Origin of the sequence: Dactylosporangium sp. NPDC051484 (assembly GCF_040689395.1) — a bacterium.
Classification (GTDB): domain Bacteria; phylum Actinomycetota; class Actinomycetes; order Mycobacteriales; family Micromonosporaceae; genus Dactylosporangium.
Genome location: NZ_JBFAZX010000001.1, coordinates 735,492 through 749,025, shown reverse-complemented (window position 1 = coordinate 749,025; position 13,534 = coordinate 735,492). Strand labels below are relative to the sequence as shown.

The 13,534-nt window shown below is 67.7% G+C and carries 17 protein-coding genes and 1 tRNA gene; 10 read left to right on the top strand and 8 right to left on the bottom strand.

The genetic code is table 11. From position 1 onward, the window contains the following. Positions 1–5: 5 nt before the first annotated feature. Both AB0367_RS03655 and AB0367_RS03650 read right to left on the bottom strand, forming a co-directional pair. Positions 6–764 carry a hypothetical protein gene (locus AB0367_RS03655; protein WP_366224568.1) on the bottom strand — a complete coding sequence of 253 codons (759 nt, stop codon included), beginning with the start codon at positions 762–764 and terminating at the stop codon, positions 6–8. Between the two features lie 45 nt (positions 765–809). Further along, the gene (locus AB0367_RS03650) at positions 810–1,124 is read right to left on the bottom strand and encodes a hypothetical protein (protein ID WP_366224567.1); all 315 of its coding nucleotides are present in this window, start codon (positions 1,122–1,124) and stop codon (positions 810–812) included. 56 nt (positions 1,125–1,180) lie between these two features. Here AB0367_RS03650 and AB0367_RS03645 point away from each other — a divergent pair, with 56 nt between their 5' ends. The 7 genes from AB0367_RS03645 (at position 1,181) to AB0367_RS03615 (ending at position 4,880) form a co-directional block, all read left to right on the top strand. After that, positions 1,181–1,759, top strand: a complete 579-nt coding sequence (locus AB0367_RS03645) for a thymidine kinase (protein ID WP_366224566.1) — start codon at positions 1,181–1,183, stop codon at positions 1,757–1,759. 73 nt (positions 1,760–1,832) lie between these two features. Further along, positions 1,833–2,126: a metal-sensitive transcriptional regulator gene (locus AB0367_RS03640; protein WP_350544782.1), complete on the top strand. Its 294-nt coding sequence runs from the start codon at positions 1,833–1,835 to the stop codon at positions 2,124–2,126. Further along, on the top strand, positions 2,119–2,619 hold the full coding sequence (locus AB0367_RS03635) for a hypothetical protein (RefSeq protein ID WP_366224565.1): 501 nt from the start codon (positions 2,119–2,121) through the stop codon (positions 2,617–2,619). The genes AB0367_RS03640 and AB0367_RS03635 overlap by 8 nt, the downstream gene beginning before the upstream one ends. 7 nt (positions 2,620–2,626) lie before the next feature. Beyond that, positions 2,627–3,103, top strand: coding sequence for a macro domain-containing protein (locus tag AB0367_RS03630; protein WP_366224564.1), 477 nt, complete (start codon positions 2,627–2,629; stop codon positions 3,101–3,103). A 171-nt stretch (positions 3,104–3,274) separates the two neighbouring features. Continuing rightward, the gene (locus AB0367_RS03625; protein ID WP_366224563.1) at positions 3,275–3,919 is read left to right on the top strand and encodes a hypothetical protein; all 645 of its coding nucleotides are present in this window, start codon (positions 3,275–3,277) and stop codon (positions 3,917–3,919) included. Between the two features lie 93 nt (positions 3,920–4,012). Then, complete coding sequence (locus AB0367_RS03620; RefSeq protein WP_366224660.1) at positions 4,013–4,426, top strand: AAA family ATPase; 414 nt, start codon at positions 4,013–4,015, stop codon at positions 4,424–4,426. A 4-nt stretch (positions 4,427–4,430) separates the two neighbouring features. Beyond that, the gene (locus tag AB0367_RS03615) at positions 4,431–4,880 is read left to right on the top strand and encodes an ATP-binding protein (protein ID WP_366224562.1); all 450 of its coding nucleotides are present in this window, start codon (positions 4,431–4,433) and stop codon (positions 4,878–4,880) included. Between the two features lie 245 nt (positions 4,881–5,125). Here AB0367_RS03615 and AB0367_RS03610 read toward each other — a convergent pair whose 3' ends face one another. The 3 genes from AB0367_RS03610 to AB0367_RS03600 form a co-directional block, all read right to left on the bottom strand. Then, positions 5,126–5,461, bottom strand: a complete 336-nt coding sequence (locus AB0367_RS03610; RefSeq protein ID WP_366224561.1) for a hypothetical protein — start codon at positions 5,459–5,461, stop codon at positions 5,126–5,128. 843 nt (positions 5,462–6,304) lie between these two features. Next, positions 6,305–7,345: a type VI immunity family protein gene (locus tag AB0367_RS03605; RefSeq protein ID WP_366224560.1), complete on the bottom strand. Its 1,041-nt coding sequence runs from the start codon at positions 7,343–7,345 to the stop codon at positions 6,305–6,307. Further along, entirely contained in the window at positions 7,342–7,983 is a 642-nt protein-coding gene (locus AB0367_RS03600) for an alpha/beta fold hydrolase (RefSeq protein WP_366224559.1), read from the bottom strand. The genes AB0367_RS03605 and AB0367_RS03600 overlap by 4 nt, the downstream gene beginning before the upstream one ends. Positions 7,984–8,084: 101 nt before the next feature. Between AB0367_RS03600 and AB0367_RS03595 the strand changes: the two genes are divergently transcribed. After that, positions 8,085–8,474, top strand: coding sequence for a helix-turn-helix transcriptional regulator (locus tag AB0367_RS03595; RefSeq protein WP_366224558.1), 390 nt, complete (start codon positions 8,085–8,087; stop codon positions 8,472–8,474). A gap of 655 nt (positions 8,475–9,129) precedes the next feature. Here AB0367_RS03595 and AB0367_RS03590 read toward each other — a convergent pair. After that, positions 9,130–9,651 (bottom strand): hypothetical protein, encoded by a 522-nt coding sequence (locus AB0367_RS03590; RefSeq protein ID WP_366224557.1) that lies wholly within the window; start codon positions 9,649–9,651, stop codon positions 9,130–9,132. A gap of 373 nt (positions 9,652–10,024) precedes the next feature. Between AB0367_RS03590 and AB0367_RS03585 the strand changes: the two genes are divergently transcribed. Together AB0367_RS03585 and AB0367_RS03580 are read left to right on the top strand one after the other, a co-directional pair. Then, the gene (locus AB0367_RS03585; RefSeq protein ID WP_366224556.1) at positions 10,025–11,872 is read left to right on the top strand and encodes a TOPRIM nucleotidyl transferase/hydrolase domain-containing protein; all 1,848 of its coding nucleotides are present in this window, start codon (positions 10,025–10,027) and stop codon (positions 11,870–11,872) included. A gap of 734 nt (positions 11,873–12,606) precedes the next feature. Further along, a complete protein-coding gene (locus tag AB0367_RS03580; protein ID WP_366224555.1) occupies positions 12,607–12,702 on the top strand; it encodes an integrase in 96 nt (31 codons plus the stop codon). Between the two features lie 105 nt (positions 12,703–12,807). Here AB0367_RS03580 and AB0367_RS03575 read toward each other — a convergent pair. Both AB0367_RS03575 and AB0367_RS03570 read right to left on the bottom strand, forming a co-directional pair. Then, positions 12,808–12,880 (bottom strand) — tRNA-Ala (locus AB0367_RS03575). A 74-nt stretch (positions 12,881–12,954) separates the two neighbouring features. Next, the gene (locus AB0367_RS03570) at positions 12,955–13,509 is read right to left on the bottom strand and encodes a YqgE/AlgH family protein (protein WP_366224554.1); all 555 of its coding nucleotides are present in this window, start codon (positions 13,507–13,509) and stop codon (positions 12,955–12,957) included. Positions 13,510–13,534 lie beyond the last annotated feature (25 nt).

The following is a 13,534-nucleotide window of genomic DNA, read 5'->3' as shown; positions in this document are numbered from 1 at the left end:
GCGGGTCAGGAACGCGCCGGTGCGGTCAGAAACGACGGTGCCGACCGCTCCGGGGCCACCGCCGTGGCCTTGCGCAGCCGAAGCGCCGCGTCGAAGGCTTCGTCGTCCAGGCTTCGCTTCGCGCCGGCCGCCATGTCCGCGGCGTTCGCGGCCTGGCGCTCGATCTCCGACGCCTCCTGGTATGCCTGGAACCTCCGGTCCCGGATGACCCGCCGCAGCGTCAGCTCCTGGACGAACGGGTGCGCCTGCGGATCCCAGCCGTTGCGGTGCATCAGCGCGTCGGCGAGGTCGGCGGCCGAGATCTCGCCGCGGCCGTGGGCGTCGTTGGCGATGCGCACCAGGTGGCGGCGGCGGAACTGCGGGTCGTCCTCGGGGATCGGGAACGCGTTGGCGCGGCGCAGGCGGTCGACTGACTGCTCGGCCTCCTCGTAGGCGCGCCAGGCCGCCTCCTGGGTGTGCTGGGCGGCCTCCCACTCCGCGCGCCGGCGCTCGGCCATGACCGTCGCGCGCTCGGCGACGACAGTGATCTCCGCCCCGTACCGCTGCAGCTCTTCGATCTCCCGCGCGCTGCGCTCCACCTTGGCCTGCCGCTCGCGGGCGGCCTCGGGATCGCGGATCGCCTTGCGCAGGCGGCTCCACCAGGACGGGCCGACGTAGCCGCGGCGGGAGAGTGCGGTCACGACCAGGAACGTGATGATGATGGCGGCGAGCAGGCCCAGCCAGATCGCCAGGGCGTATTGGACGTCGTGGGAGAAGTTCAGCATGAGGAGGGCACCTCGAAGGAGCGAAACCGGATCGGGGGGATCGTCTCACGCCTGGTGCGCGGGAGGGGCCCGGCTCGCCACGGCCCCGACGTGCCGGCCTATGAGCAGGGAAAACGCGCCGGAGATCGCGGGCTCCGCGTGGTCGGCGACGGGCGGGGCCGGCTCGGCGGCCGGCTCGTCCACAGTGGACCGCTGGGACGAGGCGCCGGCGGCGGTGAAGGAGATAGGCGCGGGCTGGGGCGGCTCCACCGTGGACGGCAGGGCGGGCGTGAAGCCGGCGCCGAGGATGAGCGCGCAGATGGTCAGCGCGAGTCGTCGCACGCCACGCCGCAGGCGGCTCAGTGGCGTGGCGGGGTCCATGAATCAAACATGCCCGCTCCGGGCCGCGGCCGCAAGCCCGGGTACCCTTTTGCGCCGTGGATCTGACCGTCATCCTCGGGCCGATGAAGAGCGGCAAGTCGCTCGAGCTCGTGAGCCTGCTGTCGCCGTTGCAGTACACCGACGCGCGGCACCGCGTGTTTCAGAGCGCCCGGCACGTGCGCGACGCCGGCGTGGTGTCACGCAGTGGAGCGGCGCTCGCCACCGTGAAGGCCACGTCGCTGACCGCGGCGCTCGACGAGGACCTCGACGTCGTCGGCATCGACGAGGTGCACATGTTCGCGCTGTCGGACGTGGCCGTGGTGCGACGGCTGCTGGATCGCGGCACGCGGGTCGTGGCCGCCGGGATCGATCTCGACCATCGGGGCGAGCTGTTCGCGCCGGTGCGCGCGCTGCTGGAGCTCGGACCGGCGAGCGTGACCTACCGGCGCGCGGTGTGCGACCGGTGCCGTTCCTTCTCCGCGGTGTACACGCAGGTGCTCGAGCACGGCGAGCCGATGATCCGCGAGCTCGCGCCCTCGACCGCGCTGCCCGACGACGGGACATACACGTACGAGGCCCGCTGCCGCACCTGCGTCGTCCTGCCGCAGCGCCTGCCCACGCAGCGGATCGCCTAGGCGGCCGGAAAGGGCACGGTGCCGGATTTTATACCCCCAGGGGGTTCCATGTGAAACGGGTATGCTGGCAGGCATGACTACCGCGACGCCGCGCGGGTACACCGCGACCAAGGACCAGCTCCAGAGCCGCCTGCGCCGCATCGAGGGCCAGGTCCGCGGCGTGGAGAAGATGGTCGACGAGGATCGGTACTGCATCGACGTGCTGACCCAGATCAGCGCGATCCAGGCCGCCCTGGACAAGGTCGCGCTCGGCCTGCTCGACGACCACGCCCGCCACTGCATGCACCACGGCGCCGAGGAGGGCCGGGGCGAGGAGATGGCGACAGAGATGATGGCCGCGGTCGGCCGGCTCCTGCGCCGTGGCTGACTACCTGTTCGTCCGGCAGACCGACGGCTACACGTGCGGCCCGACCGTGGCGCTGGTGGCGTCGGCGGCGCTGGACCCCGCCTACGGCGCGACGGTCACCGACTCGGCCGCCGAGCAGCACCGCATCCACGCCGCCGCCAACCGGCTGTGGCCACGCAAGCTGGGCACCACCCCGTGGGGCGTGGCGGCCTCGATCTCCGCGCACACGGAGGCGCTCGGCGTGCGGTACACCTGGCGGCTGTTCCGCAAGGACCTGGGCGCCGTGCTGGCCGCGGTGGAATCCGGCTGGCCGGTGGCCATGCTCATCGGCGCCACGATCCCGCGCCACTGGGTCCTCATCGTCGGCCACGAGGACGGCGCGCTGCGGTGCTTCAACCCCTCCCGCGGCGGGACCACCACGGTCACGGTCGCCGACGCGCAGACCCGCCACCTGGACACGTTGGGCTTCCCGCGCGCCTTCGCCGTGGTCCTCCCCGGCCAGACGCTGAACTGAGTCCCAGGTGCTACCGCTGACGATCCGCCAGGGCGACGCGACCAGTCCGCAGGCGGCCGGTCCGAAGGTGATCGCGCACGTGTGCAACGACCTGGGCGGCTGGGGCAAGGGTTTCGTGGTGGCCGTGTCCCGCCGCTGGCCCGATCCGGAACGCGACTACCGGGCCTGGCACCGCAACCGCGCCCACAACCATTTCGGCCTCGGCGCGGTCCGGCTGATCCAGGTCCGCGACTACCTCTGGGCCGCCAACATGATCGGCCAGCACGGTATGCGGACGGGTTCGCAGGGACCGCCGATCCGGTATGACGCGCTCGACCGCTGCCTGGCCACCCTCGCCGACCACGCCGAGCGCCTCGCCGCGTCGGTGCACATGCCCCGCATCGGCACCGGCCTGGCCGGCGGCCGCTGGGAGCGCGTCGAACCGCTGATCACCGCCCGGCCGTGCGCCCGGGACATCCCCGTGACCGTGTACGACCTCGCGTGATCGCAGCGAACACGTCGTCTGTCGGCTGATGCCACGACGGGTGAGTCCCCCGCCGTCTGCCGGCACCGGTCGCCGGCGCCGGATCAACCCCGGGCGGCTGGGGAACCGATGCGCGTTCGGCAACGTCTGACGTGGTGTCGGCAACCTCTACTCGTGAGACGAGGAAGTCAATTGTCCACCGGGACGTTTCGCTCGATCGCTGCAACTGGCGTGCTTCTTATGGCGCTGGCCGGCTGCGGTCACAACGACACGCCGTCCGCGGTGACGGCCCAGCAGCAGGTCGTCGAATACAACGCCGACTACCCCGCATACTCCGACTTGCCGGCATTGTTCAACAAAGCCGACCTCGTAATTGAGGCTACCGTCAACCAGGGAACGAAAACGCAATATCTGCGCTCTTCGACCCCACCGGCGAACGACCCGCAATTGAACCCGAACGCCGGTGCGGACAAGGGGCAAGACGCCACCGCCACACCGATGGTCGTGACGGTGTTTCAAGCAGATGCGCACAAGGTGTACAAGGGCGATGTCAAGGTCGGCAGCACGGTTGCGATCAAGCAGCTTGGCGGAACGCTCGACGGACAGACGTTCCGTGAGGCAGGCGCCAAGCCGCTGCGTGAGGGCGGCCGGTACATCCTGTTTCTGAGCGTCTATCCCGACGTCCCCGCGTCGCTGCTCAATCCCGACCAAGCGCAATACCCGCTCGACTCAGCTGGGAAGCCGGCTAGGATCAGCGACACAGCCCCCACGTTCACCATTTCTGATCTTGAGCACCTCGCGCAGCGCGGCGGCCTGAGACCGGGTCACCAGTTCTGACGATGTCCCGGCCGCGGCCGGACGGTCCAATGGAGTGGCCGCACGAACCGTGCGGCACCACGGGAGGACCAGACATGTCCGCACGTTCCGCCGCTGCCGACGATCGTTCTGGAGGGTCGCGACGAGGAGCTTTCCCGGCTACTGGCCCTGCTGGACCCGGGCGGGCCCGAGGAGCGGGCGCCGCTCGTCTTGGGCGACCTGGGCACCGGCAAGTCGGCGCTGCTGGCGGGCCTCGCCGGGCCGGCCGCCGGCGCCGGGATGCGGGTCCTGACGGTGCAGGGCCGGGCGGCTGAGGCGGACCGGCACCTCGCCGCCCTGCACCGGCTGCTCGGCGATGGGCCGACCCGGCGCGAGAAGCCGGTCGAGGAGTGGGCGATCGAGACGCTGGCCCGGCGGGCATCCAGCAGCGGGTCGTCGCCGTGGGCCTCGAGCTGCGCGCGCTGCAGGCCGGCTCCACGCTCGCGCCCGAGGCCCGCGCGGGGCTCGACGAGGTGGTCCGCGACCTGACGGCGTGCTGGAGGAGATCAGGGTCTTCTCGCAGGGCCTGCACCCCGCGTTGCTGTCCCGATCCGGCCTCGGCCCGTCCCTGGGGGCGCTGGCCTGCCGCTCACCGATCCCGGTCAGCCTCGACGTGGCCGGCGTGGCTCGTCTTCCCGAGCCGGTCGAGATCGCCGTCTACTACGCCGTCTCCGAGGCCCTGGCCAACGCCGCGAAGCACTCCCAGGCCGAGGCGGTGACGGTGAGCGTGGCCTCGGACGCCGCGGGCGTGCGCGTCACCGTCGCCGACGACGGCGTCGGCGGAGCGGCGCTGGAGCGCGGCTCGGGCCTCATCGGCCTCGTCGACCGGGTCGAGGCACTGGGTGGGCGGCTCACGCTGGACAGCCCGGCCGGCGGCGGCACTCGGACCCGGCTCGAGCTCCCACTGGACAGCCAGACGCTGAACGAGCGCGCCGCGCTCTGAGCAGGCTCAGACGGCCGAGTCGACGGCGGGTGATGCCGGTGCCCGTCCTGACCGGCCCGTGGCTATAAGCCCGACCACGGCACCTGCGGCATGTCCATGCCCTTCAGCCCGGGCAGTTCCGGAACGGCGACCGCCGTCCGCGCGGCGGTCTAGGCCGCGTGCACCAGATCCCGGGGCCGCCACGTCTACTCGGATTGAGGAGGGGACGAAGTGCGCGCGGATCTATGTATATCCGCGCTCCGGCCTCAACCCCAAGTCAGCTCCACGGGCACTTCACCGAGGACCGCAGCGCTCTCCCGGCACAGGGCCATGCCGAGCCACCAGTACGTTCCCGCGTAGGAGCCCAGGATGCGGTCGGCCACTCGGGCCAGGTCCATGTAGTCGTAGCCCTCGATGCGCCACTGCCGCACCATCCCGGCCGCGTCCTCGGTTACCTCGACGCCCCACGACTCGGCGGTACGCACAGGCGCGAAGACCGGCCGCAGCACGTCGGCGACAGCCCGGGCGGCCTCCCGGGTGAACGCCCGCGGCGACTCGGTGGCCTGCGCCAGCGCGCCGCCGTGGGCGACGGCGGCAGCCAAAACGCCCTTCTTCCCGCGGCGGAGGGAAGCTGGCCCCGGCCCGCAGCATGAACTGCCTAGGACCCCCGACGCTTCCGCACGCCGACCCGCCGAGCCCGTCATAGCGGGTCGGCAAAAAACTTCTGGCAGGGTGTCGAGTAGGCCGACCCCCGTTCGACGTATAGGTGAGAAGGCACCCTGACACAAGGAGACAGCGATGCGGTTCATGGTGGTCACCAAGGCCACCGCGGAGAGCGAAGCCGGCGTGCTGCCCACAGCCGAGCAGCAGGAGGCCGTGGAGAAGCGGCACGCGAAGGTCGCCGGGAACTGATCAACACAGCCTGGAAGACGCGGGTTCGGCTCAAGAGCGAACCCGCCCGCGCGGCATAAGCACTGTCGCGTCTGATCGCACGGTGGCGTAGACGGGGGCCACCGTGCGATCGAGGCTGCCTGACGGTTGAGGGCCACGACGGCCGCGATGCCGGACTTCGGTCCCGGAGTGGGCCCATCCTGGGCGATCATCGCTGCGACAAGCGCAAGATGAGCGCCGGCCGAACTGCCGCCCGAGGCCAGATGCGGTGCTTCGAGCCCGCGCAACGCGGCCAGTTGCCCGAACTGCTCGACCACCCGCCGAACATCCGCGATGCAGTCGTCGATGCTGACAGCGTCACGACCGAGCAGCCGATACCTCACTTGTGCCACGTGCGCCGTTGAGCCCCAACCCGTGGCGACAATAATCGTCGATGTGATGGCACCGGTGGTCCCGGCATCGGCAGTCCCCCTAGGGCAAACTAGTTGGGCACGCAGCAGTGCAAGGCCATGCGCGTGGATCTATGTATATCCGCGCTCCGGCCTCAACCCAAGTCAGCTCCACGGGCACTCGTCGGCGTCCTCACCGAGGACTACGGCGCTCTCCCGGCACAGGGCCATGCCGAGCCGCCAGTCCGTTCCCGCGTCGGAGCCCAGGATGCGGTCGGCCACCAGGGCCAGGTCCGTGTAGCCGTAGCCCTCGATGCGCCACTGCCGCACCATCCCGGCCACGTCATCGGTTACCTCGACGCCCCACGACTCGGCGGTGCGCACAGACGCGAAGACCGGCCGCAGCGCGTCGGCGACAGCCCGGGCGGCCTCCCGGGTGAACGCCCGCGGCGACTCGGTGGCCTGCGCCAGCGCGCCGCCGTGGGCGAGACCGACGACCCGGTGGAAGGCGCCGGTGGCCCGCAGCGCGTCGGCGCCGCCCAGCCGCTCGACCAGTTCCGGCGGTACGACGGTGACCCAGTCGTAGCCGCGCAGCGCGGCCCGGGCCGGCTCCGTCGCCTTGCGTGGGTCGCGGTTGATTCCGGCGTTGAGGCCGGGCTGGTAGGGATCGAACCGGTCCGGCATGGCGCTGAAGGAGATCTGGCCGTAGGCGAGATCTGCGGCGTCGGCGACGACACGGACCAGCTCGACGGCGGCGGCCAGCACGCCCTCCTCCCGCAGCGGTGGAAAGCTGGCCCCGGCCCGCAGCACGAGCTGCCGCGGACCGTCGAGGTGGGAGCGGGAGGCGAACGTGCTCACCGCGTACGGGATGTAGGGTTCCTCGCTGTCGAAGCACCAGTTGCCCTGCAGGTGGTAGAGCTGCTCGTTGAGCCCCTGGTCCCAGCGGGTGAACCGGGCCCCGGCGACTCGGTCCTCGGCGATGGAGACCCACTGCGTGGCCGAGACGCTCGGGCGCGGCGGGGCCCAGCCCTCGGGAACGGCGGCTGCGAGCAGCGCGCCGCCAGCGGTGCCGTACCACAGCCGCAGGACGTCGCGCACCGACTCGATCGACTCGACCTCGTCGAGGTACAGCAGCGTGGAGACGCTCTCCGGCTCCTCGGCCTCGCCGGTCACCCAGGCGGGAATTCGGGCCTGGTACGCGCTCATGCGTTGCCTCCTCGGCGCGATTGTGCCACCAGCGGCCGGGCGGTCAGTGCCCCGTCGTAATTGATGCCCAGCCATGGCGTGGCCATGCGCTCGGCGTGTCGCAGCGCCGCGCTGCCGTCAGCGAAGTCGGCCGACCATTGCAGCACAGCCCATTCGCGGTCCTCTGCTGGCGTGCGAGTGCGGGCGCTGAGTGCCTCCCACCGGCCCAGACGGTTGCCGAGCCGCAGGCGCAGGTTGCGTTCGTAGTGCGGGTGCCAACCGCGTTCGGGATCAACGCCGGTTCCGGAGACGTAGATGAGGTGGCTGACCCGGTCGGGATGTTCAATGGCGTACCGCAACGCCAGGTGCGCACCCCACGAATGCCCCAGCAAAGCCATTCGCGCTACGGACGACTGCTCCCGCACCGCGTCGAGGTCGGCGATCGACCGGGCGACCGAGTAAGGGCCGCATAGCTCAGAACGCCCACAGCCGCGCTGGTCCCACCGGACGACCCGCGCCGTACCGCGCAAAAGCTCGGCAACGTCATCGAAGTAGTCCCACAGGCCCGGACCCCCGTGACAGAGAACCAGTGGGTCACCATCACCGGTGCTGTTCGCCCACAGGCGACAACCGTCGTCCGCGCGCACTTGCAGATCCATAACCGACAGTATGAGCGCCGAGAACCCCGACGGCGACCGTCGGCGGCTTCCGCGCCACGAGCCGGTCGCTACCGCCGGCCAGGACCACCTCAGACAGACCGATGGAGGCGACGACGACTAACCAGCCGAACCACGCCGAGTCCACCACATTCGTCGGCGCAGAAGCCGCCCAGACACGCATTGCCCGCCTACGGGCACGGCACAGTGCCGCAGACCGTGTCGACGGCATCCGCGCCGAGATGGCCGAGGCCGACCGCATCTATGCCGAAAACCTGGCCGCGGTACGAAAAGCTGCAGACCTCACGCAGGTCGAACTCGCCAGGGCCATGGGCGTCGCGCAGTCGGAAATCAGCCGCATCGAGAGCCGCCCCGACATGCTGCTGTCCACACTCGCCAGCTACCTCGCCGCGGCCGGCGACCGTCCGCGCGTGGTCGTCACCACCGCCGGCCACGACGTCGAGATCGACCTTACGCCGCTGATCAAACACTGAACACCGGACAGATGCAGACGAACACCGCCCACCGTTGCGAACTGAGGCCTCTGCCGTAGGCCTCATCGGAGTCGGCGCGACGACTTTTCGTCGACCCGGCGCACTCGGTCCACCCGCCGGGATCCCGGCCGGCAGGCCCCGCCGGAGGCAAAAACCGCAACTATCCACGCAGTCGGCAGGGAGGCGCCCCAGCGCCGACCGGTGCCTGACGGGAGCAACGGCCAAAACCCCAACGAACAAGAGCAAAAAGGCAAAGGCCGAAGGCCAAGCAAAGCCGAGCGAAGCGAAGGCGAACACCAAGCAAGAACGCGCGCAACGGAACCGATAAGGGAGACCACCGACACGGGGGTGCGGGTGGCGAAGCCCCCGCCCGGAGCGAGCGAAGCGAGCGCGAAGAATCCACGAATCGCGAAGGCGAAAAAGGCGCCCCCCGCCTTTGAGCAGGGAGCGCCGATCGATGAGTGGAGCCGAGGGGACTCGAACCCCTGACCCCCACACTGCCAGGACTGTGCCCGTAACGCCGCCCGACCTGCCACCGACTCAAGGCGCCGATTAGCTGGAACTTCCCCGCTCTTCCCCGCCACGCCCCTCAATCCACTGACCGATCTGGCACGGATCTGGCACGCCCGAGACAGAGTCGAACCTGCGCTCCTACTCAGCTCAGCCGGACGCAGAGGCCCGAGTTCGGACCCGGCGGCAGTCCAAGCGCTGTCTCGACACCGACGTGCATTCGAAGATCGTCAAGAAGCGCCGCAGGGTCGATCAACTGGCCGATCTTGAGAGCTGACTCAAGTCGTGGGTCGTTGACAGCCTTCGCTCGGTAGACCTGAACCTTCATCATGGCACTGATCGCACGAACGCATACGGCTCTCATGTAGAAACGGACAAACTCACCCTCCGCCAGGGTGTCTGCCGCGTTGACAGGAACCTTCTTCTCGTAAGGCTTGCCATTGCGCTGGTACGTTTCACGCGCGAGAAGCAGGCGCTCCGCGCGGATCAGATCAGCGAGAGATGCGGGACCCCCGCATCTCAGAGCGTCCGCAAGAATCTCGGGCCACCGCTGGTGTCCCCTGCTGTTCAGGCGTCGACCCAGATAAAGTCTGCCTGTATCAAGATCCTGCTGGAACTCGCTGATCATGATCTCTCGCGTTACGTCGTCCAGATTGTGAAGATCCATTAGGTCTGCTCCATGAACGGGAACATAGGTCTTGGCCGGTCTGCAAAGCGCCGACGATCGACGATACGGGCTCACATTTGAACGCGCGAGTGATTTGCACAACGAGGGCTCTTATAGGCATATGTCGCAGTAACGTAGGGCTACATAGCATTCACGGACGGTAGTTTGAGGATCGGAGGTGACCCTTGCGGCCGATCGGCTAGCATGCCGGTCGCGCCTAGGTACATAGGCGTCGCCCATTTGGTCAGGTTCTGAACTCTTCGGCGCGCCTGCGCGGTAGGTGCTGGCCGACTGTGCTAGACCCGAGGGCTCGTGGAAGCTCGATCAGGCATTCGCTCCGTGCGGCAGGCGTAAGGGGCGTGGGAGGACCTTGATGCAACTCATGTCGATGTCGATCGCCGGGTTCCGCAGCCTAGAGGCGGTCGGCCCAATTCCTGTGCGGCGTCCCACGATCCTGACTGGCCACAACGATAGCGGTAAGTCGGCGACGTTGGATGCACTGGCATTTCTGCTCGGAGTCTATTCGGTCAGCGATGAAGACCGTACGTTTGAGTCGTCGACTGCTACGATCAATTCCGAGGTTGAGTCCAACACGGAGCACGGCGAGAAACGAGTCGGCACGACATGCGTTGAGGGTGAGTTCTCAGTATCTGAAAAGGAGCAAGCCGACCTAGGTTTGCCAAGTCGCGTTAAGATTCGCCGCATTTCTGTCGTCGATGGCGGGGTCAAGCTTGAAGTTCTGAGTATTGTACCGGAAAACGAAAACCTGCGAGAACTCGGTACGAAATCATTGTCACAGCTTAAAGAGATCGCCGAAGACCTCGGCGTCGTGGCTGCTTCCGACGCGCGGACAAAGAGCAGTTGGCTTTCTGCGCTAGAAGAGTTCGCTGAAACCCAGCCAAAGACTGAGGCCTGGTCGGTCGCCTCGAACGGCATCAAGTACGCATTGCCCAGATTCCTGCGTTTTGGTGACGCAGAGTCGGCCGAATTGGTGGTGAAGGCGGCTTTGAATAGCCGCTACAAAGTTCACCTTGAAGATGGTGACCTTAAGCAACAGGTTCACAATTTGGAAAGCGAACTCGCGAAGCGGGTGCGCGACGATGCTCAAGGTCTGATCGATCACATTAAGCAGCGGTGTTCCGACCTTGTGCTTGTAGACGTCGAGCCGGTCGTATCCTTCACCTCGGGACTCCGGTCCACCAAGCTCCTACTCGCTCGCACGAACGGCGAGGCCGTGAGCCTTAGCGCGGTTGGTGCCGGTCGTGCTCGTCGAATTAGTCTAGCTATCTGGGAATGGACGAGTGATCTGCTTCGGAAGGATGCAGAAGATCAAACGGTGGCGGAAGAACTGCAGCACGTCGTCCTCGCGTATGACGAACCGGACACGCATCTAGACTATCTCCAGCAGCGGCGTGTTATGAAGCTAATTCGCGAACAATGCGCGGTTCCGGGCGTTTCGATGATGATCGCTACGCACTCGATGAACCTGGTCGACGGTGCCGCGATCGAGGACATTGTTCACCTTAGTCTCGATCGCGAGCGGACTCGTATGGACGCCCTGCTGTCGGACCTTGATGATGCCACAAATGGTCAGCACTTGTCCGATATAGCCGCCGCGCTGGGGCTACGGAACACTGTGCTCCTACATGAGCGCTGTTTTGTCGGAGTGGAAGGGGTGACAGAGCAGCAGTGCTTTCCGCTGTTGTTCCGGCTCTGCACGGGCCGGCCCATCCATTCCGCCGGAATTGTCATTGTCGGCTGCAACAATAACGAAGGTGCCCTCAAGTTCATCGGGTACTTGGCCAGGTCGAAGCGTCAGGTTCTGCTGGTCGTCGACGCTGACAGCCAGAAGCTTAAGATCTTCAGTAAGGCTAATCTCGCCAAAGAGGGGCTAAATATCAGCCACGTCCGACCTCTTGGCGACCCAGACAAGGAACTTGAGTATCTGTTTACAGACACGCAATGGTGCAGCGTGGCGAACTCCGTTTGGCCTCGAACTGACTCAAGGTCCTGGGTCCCAAGCGACATTGAGGCGCCCAGGAATGGCAAGTTCAGCACCCAACTTCTCGAACTCTTCAAGACTAACAGTGAGAATGGACCAACGTCGAAAGCATCGATGATGTACGAGATGGCTCGCAGCCTTAGGAGCGCCGATGAGGTTCCTGCGGAATTGCGCAACGTCTTCTTGGAGCTGGAGAAGTTAGCGGCCCTGGACTCTTAGTGCTCGTCGCGAAAGCATTCGAGCTTTTCGCTGTGCTGGCGTAGGCACTTCCCACACATGCCACCGCTTGGACGGCGCCCATCGCTGTCCGTGTTCATGCTCAGGAACACCGCACCAACGGCATGCGTTGGGCTGCGGCGTCGTGGCATGACGTACTCGGTGCTGGGTAGGCGTCACGGGTACCTCCCTCGGCCGGTGATCCCTACGATCGCACATGGGTACGACAGTTTCTAGGTTCCGCTTTCGGACTAATCACCCAATCAACCCCATATCGGCCGCTTGATCTAACGTTCGGATACCCGACATCTCACCCGCTGTGTAGCTCGGCCCGTCTGCTGGCTCCGCTGACTGCACAGAGCCAATTTCATGGTGACGGTGCTACGTCACGGATGGTGCGCTGTGGGACTGGCTGTCAACTCAGCTTTGACGCTCGCCGAGACGTCGTCGGCGCGGGCTATGCGGCGCCACGGCGCGGGGCGTGGTGGCGCGCGGCATTGGACGGGCAGGCCACCGGCCTGCCCGCGACCACCTGCCCGAAGGGGCGCAGAGGCTCCGAGGTCAAGGGCGGCCGCAGAGCCGTCGCTTGCGACGCGAAGCGCCCTTGACCTCGGAGGAGCGGCCCGGCGTACTCGCGCGCCGCCCGCCCGCGTCGTGGTCGGCGGCCCGATGAAGCGCGATCCGCGCCAGCCGACAGGCGTGGGCCTGTCCGCGGCGAGCGGCCGAGCGAGCCGGCCATGATCTACCAGCACGCCACCCGTGACCGCGATCACGAGATCGCAGCGGCCCTCGACGCCCTTTTGGAGGACGCCGCCGAGCGTCTCGCGGCGTGATCTGGCACAGATCTAGCACGGCGAAGGGTTAGGCCCTGAAACGAGCAACGCCCTGGTTCCCCGCGCGATGCGGTGACCAGGGCGTTCGCCGTGTCTTCAGATGGGTGGAGCCGAGGGGACTCGAACCCCTGACCCCCACACTGCCAGTGTGGTGCGCTACCAGCTGCGCCACGGCCCCATCTGGTTTGTGCCGCTCTCGCGGGCACTCACGGAATAGTACACACCTTGCGGAGGGGGGTCACATCGGGTGGTCTAGTTCTGCGTCGGGTCGGCCGGGTAGTGGGCCACGGCGGCCATGAGGCCACCCTGGCGGCGCAGGACCATGTGCCACAGGTCGTCGGGGCGGGGGGCGAACGCGTCGCTCGGGAGGGCGTCGAAGACGAACCATGAGCCGCCCTCGATTTCGCGTTCCAGCTGGCCGGGGGACCAGCCGGCGTAGCCGGCGAAGACGCGGACGCCCAGGACGCCGGCCACCAGGAGGTCGGGGTCGCCGGAGAGGTCCACGGTGCCCACGGCGCCGGAGACGCGGTTGAAGCCGGCCAAGTCCTCCACGCCGGGGCGGGTGCGGGCCAGACAGATGGCCGCCTCGGGCTGCACCGGGCCGCCCTCGAACACTACCGGCGGCTCACCCGCGAGCGCGCCCCAGCCGCCGAGCACGTCGGCCACCTGGACCTCGGTCGCGCGGTTGAGCACGACGCCGAGCGCGCCGCCCTCCTCGTGCGCCACCACCAGGACCACGGTGCGCTCGAAGTTCGGGTCGCGGAGCGCGGGCGTCGCCACCAGCAATCGCCCGGTCAACGACTCCATCGCCCTCCCTCGCCGCTTTCTGGAC

What these genes read in the sequence shown, in the direction of transcription:
- AB0367_RS03580 (WP_366224555.1), top strand. Translation starts at nt 12,607, where the DNA reads ATGATCTACCAGCACGCCACCCGTGACCGCGATCACGAGATCGCAGCG.
- AB0367_RS03585 (WP_366224556.1), top strand. Translation starts at nt 10,025, where the DNA reads ATGCAACTCATGTCGATGTCGATCGCCGGGTTCCGCAGCCTAGAGGCG.
- AB0367_RS03595 (WP_366224558.1), top strand. Translation starts at nt 8,085, where the DNA reads ATGGAGGCGACGACGACTAACCAGCCGAACCACGCCGAGTCCACCACA.
- AB0367_RS03590 (WP_366224557.1), bottom strand. Translation starts at nt 9,651, where the DNA reads ATGGATCTTCACAATCTGGACGACGTAACGCGAGAGATCATGATCAGC.
- AB0367_RS03650 (WP_366224567.1), bottom strand. Translation starts at nt 1,124, where the DNA reads ATGGACCCCGCCACGCCACTGAGCCGCCTGCGGCGTGGCGTGCGACGA.
- AB0367_RS03640 (WP_350544782.1), top strand. Translation starts at nt 1,833, where the DNA reads ATGACTACCGCGACGCCGCGCGGGTACACCGCGACCAAGGACCAGCTC.
- AB0367_RS03605 (WP_366224560.1), bottom strand. Translation starts at nt 7,345, where the DNA reads ATGAGCGCGTACCAGGCCCGAATTCCCGCCTGGGTGACCGGCGAGGCC.
- AB0367_RS03655 (WP_366224568.1), bottom strand. Translation starts at nt 764, where the DNA reads ATGCTGAACTTCTCCCACGACGTCCAATACGCCCTGGCGATCTGGCTG.
- AB0367_RS03600 (WP_366224559.1), bottom strand. Translation starts at nt 7,983, where the DNA reads ATGGATCTGCAAGTGCGCGCGGACGACGGTTGTCGCCTGTGGGCGAAC.
- AB0367_RS03570 (WP_366224554.1), bottom strand. Translation starts at nt 13,509, where the DNA reads ATGGAGTCGTTGACCGGGCGATTGCTGGTGGCGACGCCCGCGCTCCGC.